This is a genomic window from Virgibacillus sp. LDC1 (assembly GCF_025792345.1).
GTDB classification, from domain to species: domain Bacteria; phylum Bacillota; class Bacilli; order Paenibacillales; family Paenibacillaceae; genus Paenibacillus_AQ; species Paenibacillus_AQ lautus.
The window spans coordinates 164,164-177,470 of sequence record NZ_JAOXLZ010000001.1; the positions used below are offsets into that span (position 1 = coordinate 164,164).

The window sequence follows — 13,307 nt, forward strand, 5'->3', positions numbered from 1 at the left end:
AAGAGGAGGAAGGGGCATGACTCACAAAATTGAAATTTCGGGCGTCAGCAAATGGTTCCGCAGAAATGGGGAAGAGATTGCGGCCATGCGGGAGACGAGTCTGGCGATTGAGGAGGGGCGTTTTGTCAGCATTATCGGCCCCAGCGGGTGCGGCAAATCCACCCTGTTTAACATTATCGCCGGTTTGATGCCGCCCTCCACGGGCAAGGTGATGGCTGACGGCAAAGATATCGTGGGCACCACCGGTTACGTGGGCTATATGCTGCAAAAGGACATGCTTCTGCCTTGGCGCACCATCCTCGACAACATCATTTTAGGCATGGAGGTCCGAGGCGTTCCTTATAAGGAAGCCGCAGAGAGGGCGCTGCCCTTGATGGAAAAGTATGGACTAAAGGGCTTTGACAAGCATTATCCGAAGGAGCTGTCGGGAGGGATGAAACAGCGCGCCGCGCTGCTGCGGACGCTGCTCTACGACCGGGATATCATTTTGCTGGACGAGCCCTTCGGCGCACTGGATGCCCAAACGAGGCTGACCATGCAGAACTGGCTGCTGCAGATCTGGGAGGATTTTGGGAAAACGGTGCTGTTTGTTACCCATGACATCGACGAAGCGATTTACCTGTCGGATGACATCTACGTGTTCTCGTCCAGACCCGGACGGATCAAGTCCAAAATCACCGTAACGATGGAGCGTCCGCGCAAAACCGAAGACATGACGTCCCCGGCATTCATGGAGCTGAAGCATCATCTTATGGATTTGTTGTCAGCCGGACATGATGAGGAACTAATATCGTAGGGAATAAGAACGAATGAGGAGGGAAACCGATGGAAACTGCACGCAAAGAGGCTTTTATCGTACATGCCGTAACACCAGCGGAACCTGCCACGGGTTCATCCAAACGGCCGGAGGTTGTGCCCTACATCTTGGATGAAGAGGCGATGGAGCGCCGGAGGAGCAGGCGGATCGTCTGGGGGCGGGCCGCTGTGGCCGTACTTGTTTTTCTGGTATGGGAAGTGTTCACCCGGCTCGGCCTGCTGGACTCCTATTATTGGAGCAGCCCAAGCGCGATCCTTCGCACAACCTGGACCCAAATGACCGAGGGGACGTTGTTAAGGGATATTACGTACACTTCAGGGTCAACCATACTCGGATTTGTGTTCGGCACCTTCCTCGGTGCACTGCTCGGGCTATCGTTCTGGTGGTCAAGATCGTATGCAGGGATCAGCGAGCCGTATCTTATCATTTTGAATGCCATGCCCAAGCTCGCTTTGGCGCCTGTACTCGTCATACTGCTGGGTATTGGGTTCTTTTCCAAGGTGGCGCTGGCGTTCTCCATGACGGTTGTCGTTTCGGCGCTGTCTGCTTACAGCGGTGTGAAGAGCGTGGATCCGGATATGGAGAAGCTGATGTATTCCCTCGGCGCCAAGCGGCATCAGGTCTTTGCCAAGGTCGTTGTCCCCTGGTCCATGCCCTGGATTATCAGCAGTTTGCGGATTAACATTGCCCTTGCGCTGGCAGGTGCTATCGTAGGCGAGTTTATCGCTTCAAGTCAGGGCGTCGGCCGAATGATTATGTATGCAGGGACGATACTCGATATCAATCTCGTGTGGGTGGGCGTCGTTGTCCTGTCGCTGCTGTCCATGGTGATGTACTGGGGCGTGGTCGTGATGGAGAAGTGGTTATCCAAGGGATTGACCAAACAATAGACACAATAATCGAACTCATTATTTCTATTAAAGGGGGAATTCATATGAACCAAAAAATGAGGAAACGTTCACTGTTGTTTGCACTGGTCATGGTCACCGGTCTGCTTGGCGCCTGCGGCAATGAAAAAAACGACGCCAGCACCGTGTCCGCCTCGGGTGACGGGAAGCTGAAGAAAATCGTGATCGCCGAGCCGCTTCACTCCACGGGCTATCTGCCACTGTACGTCGCACAGCGCGAAGGTTTCTTTGAGAAAAGAGGGCTGGACGTCGAGGTCATCCAAGCGGCCGGAGGGGCGCACGTAACGGCCGTGGTCAGCGGAGATGCCTGGGGTGTTATCGGCGGGACAGAGTCCAACGCCTTGGCTAACAACAACAATTCCGATCCAATCATCTCGGTCGTGAATGTTGTCAATCGGGCGAACGTGTATTTAATGGCCAAGAAAGGCACCGCGCCTGCGAGCAATTCTCCCGAAGACCTGAAGGCATTTTTGCAAGGGAAAAAGATTAACGCCGGTCGCCACGGCGGTACGCCAAACCTTCTGACCCGCTATCTCTTGATTCAGCTTGGACTCGATCCGGAAAAGGATGTGCAGCTGCTGGAGCCGGCAGATGGCTCAACGGTGGTGACGATGGTTCAGCAGGGTGCAGCCGACATAGCGAACGGAGCCGAGCCGCAGATCAGTGACGGGATATCGAAGAACGTATGGGAAGAGCCGTTTTACAAGTTTCATGATCTGGGAGATTTCTCGTATTCGGTGCTCAGCGTGAAGAAGTCTACCATCGAGAAGGATCCGGAAGCCGTGCAAAGCTTTACCGATGCCATTATCGAAGCGCTGGAAGTCGTGCAGACGGATAAAGAGCTGGCCAAGAAGAACCTGAAAGCCGAATTCCCGACGTTGTCTGACGATGCCATCCAAGCTGCGCTGGACCGGGCCTATGCAGACAATCTCTGGAGCTTGGACGGGATGATCTCGGAAGAGGCGTTGAAGCATGATATGGATGTCATGATCGAGACCGGGATTTTTAAAGGGGATTACACCTATGATGCGCTGGTGGATATGCAGTTTGTGAACCATTCCAACAAGTAAGCGGCAGGGTTCATTCTTACCAATACAGGTCTGAAGGGGAGATACACGATGAAATCTTTAAATCAGCTGATGCTTGGGAGTAAAGCGGCTGTCATTGTCGTTGATGTGCAAAATGATTATTGCCATCCCGAGGGGGCACTGCCTCGAGCGGGATGCGATGTGAGCGGGGTGGCAGCGATGATGCCGCAGCTGCATAGGCTGCTGCATTCAGCCAGAGAGCTGAACGTCCCCGTTATCTTCATTCAGACACTTCACGAGAAAGCGACGGACTCCGACGCATGGACCACCCGGTCCTCGGGACGTTCGGCTAACGTATGCCGGAGGGAAAGCTGGGGAGCGGAATTTTACGAGGTATCGCCGGAGGAGGACGATATTATTGTCAATAAACACCGGTACAGCGCTTTTGTGAATACAAGGCTGGATTCGGTATTGAAGACGCTGAAGATCGAGACCTTGATCATGACGGGGGTCAGCACCAATGTGTGTGTGGAATCGACGGCCCGTGACGGGTTTATGCTGGATTATCATATCGTGCTTGTAGCCGATGCTTGCGCATCGTATTCGACAACGGCCCATGAAATGACGCTCGAGAATATTGAAGGCTATTTCGGGAAAGTTAGTGAGGTAGCGGAGCTTATCGATATTTGGATGGATCAAATGCCCGAAGAGCCGCTGCGGCCGATGTCGACGGCTCAGCCGGCCATCGGCTAGCTTGTCAGAACGTGGTTCTAACAGAGGGAAGCTCTCCGCATGCGGGAGCTTTTTCTATGAACGGCACAGAAATTAATGAATAAAGCTGGTGAGTCCTGCATGAATAACAGATCAAGGATGATCGTCCAATATACCATATGTTTAGGGGCATTTCTGTCCAATCTGTCGGCCGGCATGTTCAACATTGCGCTTGTTGATATCGCCAGAACGTTTGATTCCACCATCCCTACGGCCCAGTGGATCGTCACCGCCTATTTGCTTGTTATCTCCATATTGCTTCCGGTCATGGGAAAACTCGGGGATATGCTGGGCAGGCGGAAAATCCACAATATCGGCTATTTTGTGTTTATGGCAGGTGCGCTCTGCTGCGCCTTGTCTCCTTCATTAAACGGACTAGTATCTTCCCGAATTCTACAAGGCGTAGGAGCGGCTATGTATCAAGCCACCAATATGGCGCTGATCATCTCCGTGTTTCCGAAGGAACAGCGCGGCAAAGCGCTCGGGCTTATCAGCACGTTTGTTGCCGCAGGCTCGATGGTCGGACCGAGTCTTGGCGGGATATTGATTCAGTGGTTTTCGTGGCGGAGCAATTTCTGGCTGCTGACGGCTGTTTCCTTGATTGCATGGTTGTTTGCCCGGCGCTTCATTCCGAAGGACGAACCGGAAAAAGGCGTAAGCCGATTGGATGTCCCGGGGGCTGCCTTTTTTGCAACATCCTTAACCGGACTGGTTACGGCCGTCAATTTGGGGGCTCAGTGGGGATGGGGTTCATGGCAGGTTGCCGTGCTGTTCATCGTGTTTGGAGCGGGAGCTGCTGCATTCATCGGGTGGTGTCTATCGTCGCGGTGGGAACGAGTAGGGAAGGGGAAACTCCCGTTTATGAAGCTGGATCTGTTTCGGGATACAGGCGTTAGCGTAGGAATCATCATTACGATCATTACCTATATGGCGGCCTTCTCCGCACAGCTTGTGCTGCCCGTGTTTTTGCTGAGCGAGCTGGGCGTTGAACCTGCCACGGCAGGGCTCATCATGATGGGATATCCGTTGTCCCTGATTATTTTCTCGCCCCTGAGCGGGAGCCTGTCGGACAAGCTGGGGACATTCCCGTTATTGTCTGCCGGCCTGCTGCTCATGACGGCAGCGTTATTAGTGCTCGGTTTTGTATCGCCGGCATATCCGATCTTCTTTCTGATTCTGCTTATCGTCCTGCTCGGCGGTTCCATGGGCATGATTACGCCCCCGAACAATTCCCTGGTGATGGGCAGGACAGCCAAAACGGACCTCGGCCTGATCAGCAGCATTTTGGCGCTGTCACGAAATCTGGGGATGATGTTTGGTACGGCCGCGGGGGGTGCCATGCTGGCGCTCCCGGGCCAGTCGGCAGGGGGACTTATAGGATTTCGCATGATATTTGTGCTGAATACAGCGCTGGTTGTTATTGTCTATTTAACGATGATTTTATCCTTTCGGTTCGCACGGCATAAAGAGACGTTATCTTCATAAGGAAGAAGTAAGAAAAAGGGTATCCGCAGGTCTCTTTGAACCTGCAGGATATCCTTTTCTTATAGATAGATTATGCCCGGTCGAGAATCGTCTGGAGTGTCGTGCGATCCAAACCTTTCACGAGCTTGATCAGAAGTTCTTTAGCAGCTTCGTAGTCGTCCGTGTGGATGATGGACGAAGATGTATGGATATAGCGGGAGCAAATGCCGATGATGGTAGACGGAACGCCGATGCCGCTAAGATGCACTTGGCCTGCGTCCGTGCCGCCCGGCGAGACGAAGTATTGGTATTTGATTTTGTTTGTCTCCGCCGTATCTTGAACGTACTCGACCATTCCGCGGTGAGTCAGCATTGTCGGATCGAAGATGCGGAGCAGTGCGCCTTGACCCAATTGGCCGAACTGGCTCTTGTCCCCCATCATGTCGTTTGCCGCGCTGGCATCCAATCCGAAGAAAATATCCGGCTGAATCAGGTTGGCTGAAGTACGTGCTCCACGCAGTCCGAGCTCTTCTTGGACGGTTGCGCCGGCGTAAACGGTGTTAGGCAGCTTCTCGCCATGGAGCGCCTGGACCAGCTCGATTGCCAGGCCAACGCCATAGCGGTTATCCCACGCTTTGGCCATGATTTTTTTCGGATTGGCCAGCGGCGTGAATTCACAGATCGGAACCACTTGCAATCCGGGACGAATGCCAAACGCTTCCGCTTCCGCCTTGTTGTCGGCACCGATATCGATATACATGGTCTTGATGTCGACCGGCTTGCTGCGCTGCGCTTCATCCAGCAGATGCGTAGGAATGGAGCCGACAACTCCGACAACAGGGCCGTTGTCCGTGATGATTTGCAGGCGCTGAGCAAGCACGGCCTGACTCCACCAGCCGCCGAGCGGCTGGAAACGGACCATACCCGCTTCGGTTATGCCGGTTACCATGAAACCGACCTCATCCATGTGACCGGCCACCATGACTTTCGGACCTTCATCGTTACCGCGAAGAACGGCGAACAGACTGCCCAGCCGATCCTGCACGAACTCATCTGTATATGGAGAGAGGGCATCCTTCAACCAGGAACGTAGTTCCCTCTCAAAGCCTGGTGCAGCCGGGAATTCCGTCAAAGTACGAAATAATTCCAGTGTTGATTCATTCATTACGAAATCGCTCCTTTAAAAAAGGTATGTAAGAGTTTTTCCTTTTCTAGTATGCCCCTATATATCTGAAAAGTCTACAAAACCCGTACCGCTAAAGACACGTCATTTATTAGTAATTGGAACAAGCACCCTGCATCCGGGAAAGGAATACGATGTAGAAACGAAGTGGAATTTTGGTTGTCCGAGGGAAGGAGCAGAGTATGAAGCACCATGGGATTGAGGTAAACGTCTATCATGCCGAAGTCAGAGAACTTCTGCTCATTATGGTTCTGTTCATCCTCCTCGTCATTTTGCTGAAATACATTCTTATATAATGACCGGCTCCAGCAATGATGACAGGCGACTCTTATTTCAGCTTTCAGGGATACTCCTGGAGGCTGATTTTTCGTGTGGGGCAATCTTGGCGTTAGGACAAGCTGTGATTACCACGTGAGAAGGATGATTTTCCAAACATAAAGGGAGTTCATTCAAAGCATAATGATATCGAGTGATATCCATAGCGGCTCTTTAGCCTTTTTAGAGGATTCCATACTTAAATAAAAGCGGAGGTGTATTGAAATGTCAGGCTCTAACCAAAAGCCGAAGTCTGATATCACCACAATGAGCTCGTCGGAATATCAGGCAATTGCCAAAAAGCATGAACCTCCCCGCGCCGTACTTAAAAATTGTCTGCGCGCTTTTTTGGTGGGAGGTCTCATCTGTTTGATCGGCCAATGCATTCAGCGGTTTTTTATGTCCGTATTCGACATGAGCACCACCGAAGCGAGCAATCCGACGGTAGCCGTGCTGATTATACTCTCCGTCATTCTGACCAGCTTCGGCGTGTATGACAAAATCGCGCAATGGGCGGGAGCAGGCAGCGCCGTGCCGGTTACGGGGTTCGCGAATTCCATGTGCTCCGCAGCGCTTGAGCACCGCGCGGAGGGTTTGGTACTGGGGGTCGGGGCCAGCATGTTTAAGCTGGCGGGATCTGTCATTGTATTTGGTACCGTCGCAGCGTTTATCATCGGTATCATTTACGCTATTTTTGGCATCGAGGGGAGGTAACGAGAGATGAAGGTGATCGGCCAAACCTGGCAGTTCGAGAACAAACCCGTCATTATCGGCACGGGGACGATTGTAGGACCTGAGGAAGGCGAAGGGCCACTCGCCGATGATTTCGACTACATCTACGACAATATTGAGATCAACGAAAAAACATGGGAAAAAGCGGAACGAAAACTGCTGGAGGATGCTTCAAGCAAGGCGGTCGAAAAGGCGGGCATCAAGGAAGACCAGCTGCAGTTTTTTGTGGGCGGGGACTTGATGAACCAGATCATCAGCAGCTCGTTTGCCGCAAGACAGTTGGGTGTGCCTTACATCGGCGTATTCGGAGCTTGCTCTACATCGATGGAGAGCCTCGCGGTGGCCTCCATGCTCGTGGATTCAGGAGGGGCCAAGTATGTCATGGCCGGCACGGCAAGCCACAACTGTACGGTCGAGAAGCAGTTTCGTTATCCGACGGAGTACGGATCGCAGAAACCGCCGTATGCGCAATATACGATTACCGGAGCAGGCTGCTCGGTCATTTCGGACAAGGGAGACGGTCCTGCTGTCACGTATGCCACTATCGGCAAAGTGGTTGATCTGGGCATCAAGGATCCGTTCAATATGGGGGCGGCAATGGCTCCGGCGGCAGCCGATACGATAACAAAGCACTTTAAAGACACAGGCCGGCAAGCGAAGGATTATGATCTGATCGTGACCGGTGACCTGGCCTCCGTTGGGCTTCCGATAGCCAAAGATCTCTTGAAACAAAATGATGTCATCATGGACGGTACGGTGTTTGCCGACTGCGGCTTAATGATCTACGACTTGGAAACACAGAAATACGTTAATGCAGGGGGCAGCGGCTGCGGCTGTTCGGCCGTTGTCACGTATGGCCATATTTTGAAACGGATGCGTAAAGGCGAATTGAAAAAGGTGCTGGTCGTTGCAACCGGGGCCTTGCTGTCGCCTCTTTCTTACCAGCAGGGTGAGAGCATTCCGTGCATCGCTCACGCCGTAGCCTTAGAGATGGGAGGATAACACAATGCAGTTTTTATGGGCGTTTATTATTGGCGGTCTGATTTGCGTCATTGGGCAAATTATGATGGACGTTATTAAACTGACACCGGCACATACGATGAGTTCGTTAGTGGTCGCCGGAGCCATCGCCGATGGGTTCGGATTGTATGAGCCGCTTGTTAAATTCGCGGGAGCGGGAGCTTCCGTCCCGATCACCAGCTTTGGTAATTCGCTTGTGCATGGCGCCTTGACGGAACTGGGGAGGGACGGCTGGATCGGGGTCGTGACGGGGATATTCGAAGTCACCAGTGCGGGGATATCCTCGGCCATCATTTTCTCTTTCCTGGCAGCGCTGTTCGTCCGTCCGAAGGGATAAAACTGAATCATCAAGAAGGAAAGGACCCTGGCTTCATGCCGGGGTCTTTTTCTGTTGAGAGGGACAACAAAAAGGTGAATAGGCAAAATATCTCTTCGAATGTACTCCGGGACCTCGATCATGTACAATAGTACTAAAATAAGTATTTATTCCCTTACAGGAGGTTAGTCATACATGCCCGTAAGCCAAGAATCCATGAAAATCATTACCTCGGTGCGAACCAATCTGGAGTCGTGCCTGCTAGGCAAAGAATTTGAGATCCAATTGCTCCTTACGGCGCTGCTCGCTGGCGGACATGTACTGATCGAGGATGTGCCCGGTACAGGAAAGACCCAATTGATCAAAGCATTAGCGAAATCCATGCAGGGAGACTACCGCCGGATTCAGTGCAACCCGGATATTCTCCCGAGTGATATAACGGGCGTTTCGGTATTCCACCCGAGAGATGAAATGTTTTACTTCCGTCCAGGTCCGGTCATGACCAACATTTTGCTGGCGGATGAAATCAATCGAGCGACAACCAAGACGCAATCGGCCCTGCTTGAGGTCATGGAGGAGCGCAGTGTAACGGTGGACGGGGCTACCCACGAACTCCCGCATCCCTTCATGCTGTGCGCGACCCAGAACCCGATCGATTTTGAAGGCACCTATATGCTCCCGGAAGCACAGCTGGACCGGTTTATGCTGAAGCTGAGCCTGGGTTACCCTGATGCTGTCACGGAGAAGCAGCTGATGTACCGTTCACGTGACGGACAACTGGCAGACAAACTTCAGCCGGTGACCCATATGGATAAGATTTCGACTATTCAACGTGAAATTCGCGAGGTATTCATCGGTGACCCTGTCGCCGATTACTTGCTGAATATAACCCGGTCGACCCGCGAGCACCCTTCCGTAATGCTGGGCGCAAGTCCCCGGGCGACGCTGTCATTCATGAATGCCGTTAAAGCCTATGCCTTCTTGCAAGAGAGGGATTACGTTCTGCCAGATGATGTGAAGACGCTGGCTCCATACGTGCTTTCGCACCGGATCATGCTGCGTCCGGAAGCCAGGCTCGACAATGCGAGTCCCGAATCGGTGCTCGAGTTTATACTGCGTCAGGTCAAAGTGCCTGTTCAGATGGGGAGATAGGCATGCGCCGCGCGGTTTCGTTATTTTTGAATGGCATGCAGCCGTCTAGACTCGCAGCGGTATTGGCGGTATGGTGCCTATGTCTTTTGTATGTATTATTTCAGGGGGGCAAAACCTCGCTCATGCTTTTCTCCATGGTCAGCCTTCTGACGATCTATTTGATCGGTGCAGGCTTTGGCGGAGTCAATCGCGTAAAAGCCCAGCGAAGCGTGCTGGGAGGATCGGAGCGCGGAGGAGAACTTCTTCATGCGGGTGAACAAGTCCGCGTGAAGCTGGAGGTCCATGTTCCGGGATTGCTGCCGATGCCCTATATGATCGTGCGTGAAGTATTGCAGAGGCACAACGGCGACTCCTGGTCTTTTGAAGATAGCGTCATTCCGAACCTCCGCGGTGCGGGCAAGCTTGTATTTCAGACCCCTCCGCTTGAACGGGGGCGGTATGCTTTTTCAAAGACGGAATGCATTAGCGAGGATATATTCGGATTAATGGAGCACAAGGGACGCATTGAAGTCCAGACCGATTTCCGCGTTCTGCCGAGAACCATATATATTCCCAAATGGCAGCGAAATATACGGAATTCCAGGTTGGGCGGCACGCATACAACAGTTTCGGCTTCAAGACGGGAAACAACGCAGATCAACGGGGTCCGCGATTATGTATATGGCGACCGGATCTCCCGGATTCACTGGAATGCAACGGCGAAGACCGGCTCGTGGAAGTCGAAGGAATTTGAGCATGAATCCTTTCCCAGAACGATGATCGTGCTCGACTGCACCGCGGACGGATATGATCATGCCCAGCAATTCGAGTTGGCTGTATCGGCAGCCGCGTCGCTGATCGAATATGGTGCCAAGGAGCATGCGGGTACAGGCCTGTTCACGGCTACCCGCGAAGCTCAGATGTTCGCTCCCGCCGATCACGCCGGAGAGCGGATGCGCATGATTCAGCATTTGGTTGACGTGGATTATGACCGAAAAACCAAATTGATTGCTTCCCTGGAGAAATCCTATCGCCATTTTCCAAAAGGGGCCCTGTTTCTGCTGATCAGCCCGATGAGCGGCAAGGACGCTTCGGAGATCATGCGCTGGGTGGAGACCAGGGGAATGAACCCTTGCTTCTTGCAAGTAACCAATTCCAATGAAACGAATAAACGCGATGAATCCATTTCGCTTCTGCAATCCCGGGGGATTTCAAGCTATTCGGTTGCTTCTCTTGACGAGCTTCCGGCTGCGCTGGGAGGTGGTGCATGATGAAGTTATGGCTGGACAAACTATCTACGACATTCTTTAGTACGCTAACGATGCTATGGATCTGGATCATCGGGATGCAGTGGGTGTCCTTTACGGAGACGATATGGCTCTCGGAAACAACAGCCATCGTTATTGCAGCGTTAACCATTACGGCGGTTACCGAAGCGCTGCTGCCGATCAAGCAAGGGTACCGGGTGCTTATCCAGTTTATTTTGATCCTGTATTGTGTATACAGTTTGCTGAAAACTTACGGTAATCCGGTTCCTGCCTTTGGCGCTGAAGGGGCTTTGACCGAGGAAATCATGTATCTTTTTCCTTATTTGTGGTTTGCTATCGCCGCATGGGCCGCTTTTCTGTTCCTTGCGCGATGGGCCAAAACCAAGGGGCGCGTGCTTTTTGTAGTCGGGATCAACGTCATCGGTTTTGCCGTGCTCGATTCCTTTACGAAAATCGTGCTGTGGGATGAGATCGCTTGGGTTGTCGGAGCGGGGATGGGCTGGCTCGTATCCAGCCATTTTAACCGGTTTCGCAGACGCTTTCCGCAGGGATGGGTCAATTTATCGAAGTATCCCTTTAAGATTATCGCCAACATTTTGGTCATCTTCTCGTTGATCATTGTGGCCGGCGTGAACATGCCGCATGTGAAGCCCACGTTAACGGATCCTTACACGGCGTGGAGAGAGTGGAACGGGGTACCGTTATCCGGCGGCAGTACAACCGGAACCGGAACCCTTATCGAGTCACCGTCTGAAAGCATGTCCGGATATGGACGTGAGGACAACGACCTTGGCGGCGGTTTTAATTTTGACTATTCACCGGTGATGTCGATTACCTCGGATGAACGCAGCTATTGGCGAGGGGAAACCAGAGCCGTATATTCGGGAACGGGTTGGGCGGACGGAGCCAGCAGCCGGCGTTCCGGCACGGGCGTGGGCATCGGTGAGGAATTGCCGGGAGAAGCCAGCGCATCCGTTCCTACCAAAACGTTGGAGCAGTCGGTAACGATGCTGAGCGATACGGTGTATCCGGTACTGTTCGGTGCCTATACCGTGCGTCAGTTGGAAAGTATGGATGAGGATATCGATCCGGATCGGCTCAGCTGGCTGCAGGAAGGCGCGGAAATGCATCTGGACGACGTTCGTAATGCGGACTATCCGAAGAGTTATACTTTAACGTCCGAAGTGCCGGTGATTCCAATCGATGAGCTGAGTACCAGAACTTATGATGAACTATATTCCGGCTCAATTGACGATGCTTATATCCAGATGCCGAGAAACTTCCCTGACCGCGTTTCCGATCTCGCCGAAGAAATTACCGCGGGCGGAGATACGCCGTATGAGAAGGTCATGCTCTTGCAACAATATTTATCGAGCAACTTTACCTATACCAACACGCCCGATCTTTCGCGTAAGCAGAGCGATGATTTTGTGGATGCGTTTCTGTTTGAAATCCAGGAAGGGTATTGCGATTATTTCTCGACGTCCCTGGTGATGATGACACGGTCGCTGGATATCCCTGCACGCTGGGTCAAAGGCTACGCGCCGGGAAGAATGACGGCTTCGGAGTATGTACCGGCCGATGGTCAAACCTCGATTGAGCCCGGAAACTATACCGTTACGAATGCCGACGCTCATTCCTGGGTTGAAGTATACTTCGGCGATTACGGCTGGGTTCCGATTGAAGCGACACCGGGCTTCAGCATGCCGATTCTGACGGCCGACGCAGACGCTGAGCCTGTCATTGAGGAAGAAGTTGAAGAAGAAGAGAACGCAGAGGGCAAGACTACGCCAGCAGCAACCTCTGATCACCAGCAGCCCGGCTGGGTTAAAGTTGTTGTAACGGCCGCGGTGGTTGTTATCGTATTGTGGATTCTGTACATCGTATGGAGAATGCGCATCAGCCTGCGTTTTGCCGGGGCGCGTATTCGGGCAGGCAAGCCGCTGACGGCAGCGGATAAAGTCATTGCCGAAACCGAACGATGGATTCGTTCCGTGCAGCGCAGAGGCTTGGTGAGGCAGGAACATGAAACGCTCCGTGAATCGGTTAGCCGCTGGGTAAGTGCACACCCTGAGCTGGGAGCAGAGCTGAGACCGCTGCTGCAGCAATTTGAAGCCGCTCGTTACAGCCCGGCTGAAGTGAAGGAGGAGCAGTGGCGCTCCGTCCAACAGGATGCTCAGAAGCTGAAAAAGTTCATTAAGAAGGTCCGCATCGTACCCGAGAAACGTCTATCAACCTAATCCAAGAAGACAGACCGCGTGATGGTGGTTGTTGTTGGGTGTATCAGGATAGCTCGGTATGCATACGTTCTGATATCCGATCATTTCAAGGCCGCCCGGTCCGCTTCCAAACAG

The 13,307-nt window shown here is 52.7% G+C and carries 12 protein-coding genes; 11 read left to right on the forward strand and 1 reads right to left on the reverse strand.

What is annotated here, in order from left to right; genetic code table 11:
• The first annotated feature begins 16 nt into the window (after window positions 1–16).
• The 5 genes from OHJ21_RS00755 (at window position 17) to OHJ21_RS00775 (ending at window position 5,009) form a co-directional block, all read left to right on the forward strand.
• Window positions 17–796, forward strand: coding sequence for an ABC transporter ATP-binding protein (locus tag OHJ21_RS00755; protein WP_486019168.1), 780 nt, complete (start codon window positions 17–19; stop codon window positions 794–796).
• A 29-nt stretch (window positions 797–825) separates the two neighbouring features.
• Complete coding sequence (locus tag OHJ21_RS00760; protein WP_326112494.1) at window positions 826–1,707, forward strand: ABC transporter permease; 882 nt, start codon at window positions 826–828, stop codon at window positions 1,705–1,707.
• Between the two features lie 44 nt (window positions 1,708–1,751).
• A complete protein-coding gene (locus OHJ21_RS00765; protein ID WP_326112492.1) occupies window positions 1,752–2,795 on the forward strand; it encodes an ABC transporter substrate-binding protein in 1,044 nt (347 codons plus the stop codon).
• Between the two features lie 48 nt (window positions 2,796–2,843).
• On the forward strand, window positions 2,844–3,506 hold the full coding sequence (locus tag OHJ21_RS00770) for a cysteine hydrolase family protein (RefSeq protein ID WP_486019169.1): 663 nt from the start codon (window positions 2,844–2,846) through the stop codon (window positions 3,504–3,506).
• Between the two features lie 99 nt (window positions 3,507–3,605).
• Entirely contained in the window at window positions 3,606–5,009 is a 1,404-nt protein-coding gene (locus OHJ21_RS00775) for an MFS transporter (RefSeq protein ID WP_486019170.1), read from the forward strand.
• A gap of 70 nt (window positions 5,010–5,079) precedes the next feature.
• Here OHJ21_RS00775 and OHJ21_RS00780 read toward each other — a convergent pair whose 3' ends face one another.
• Window positions 5,080–6,153, reverse strand: a complete 1,074-nt coding sequence (locus tag OHJ21_RS00780) for a M42 family metallopeptidase (protein ID WP_100535863.1) — start codon at window positions 6,151–6,153, stop codon at window positions 5,080–5,082.
• A 558-nt stretch (window positions 6,154–6,711) separates the two neighbouring features.
• On the opposite strand from OHJ21_RS00780, the gene spoVAC reads away from it, so the two are divergent.
• The 6 genes from spoVAC (at window position 6,712) to OHJ21_RS00810 (ending at window position 13,193) form a co-directional block, all read left to right on the forward strand.
• Window positions 6,712–7,200, forward strand: a complete 489-nt coding sequence (gene spoVAC / locus OHJ21_RS00785) for a stage V sporulation protein AC (protein WP_486019171.1) — start codon at window positions 6,712–6,714, stop codon at window positions 7,198–7,200.
• Between the two features lie 6 nt (window positions 7,201–7,206).
• Window positions 7,207–8,220 (forward strand): stage V sporulation protein AD, encoded by a 1,014-nt coding sequence (gene spoVAD / locus OHJ21_RS00790; RefSeq protein WP_100535865.1) that lies wholly within the window; start codon window positions 7,207–7,209, stop codon window positions 8,218–8,220.
• A 4-nt stretch (window positions 8,221–8,224) separates the two neighbouring features.
• On the forward strand, window positions 8,225–8,575 hold the full coding sequence (gene spoVAE, locus OHJ21_RS00795; protein WP_100535866.1) for a stage V sporulation protein AE: 351 nt from the start codon (window positions 8,225–8,227) through the stop codon (window positions 8,573–8,575).
• A 174-nt stretch (window positions 8,576–8,749) separates the two neighbouring features.
• Window positions 8,750–9,706 carry an AAA family ATPase gene (locus OHJ21_RS00800; RefSeq protein ID WP_100535867.1) on the forward strand — a complete coding sequence of 319 codons (957 nt, stop codon included), beginning with the start codon at window positions 8,750–8,752 and terminating at the stop codon, window positions 9,704–9,706.
• 2 nt (window positions 9,707–9,708) lie between these two features.
• Window positions 9,709–10,956, forward strand: a complete 1,248-nt coding sequence (locus tag OHJ21_RS00805) for a DUF58 domain-containing protein (protein ID WP_326117687.1) — start codon at window positions 9,709–9,711, stop codon at window positions 10,954–10,956.
• The gene (locus tag OHJ21_RS00810) at window positions 10,953–13,193 is read left to right on the forward strand and encodes a DUF4129 domain-containing transglutaminase family protein (protein ID WP_486019172.1); all 2,241 of its coding nucleotides are present in this window, start codon (window positions 10,953–10,955) and stop codon (window positions 13,191–13,193) included. The genes OHJ21_RS00805 and OHJ21_RS00810 overlap by 4 nt, the downstream gene beginning before the upstream one ends.
• The last annotated feature ends 114 nt before the right edge of the window (window positions 13,194–13,307 follow it).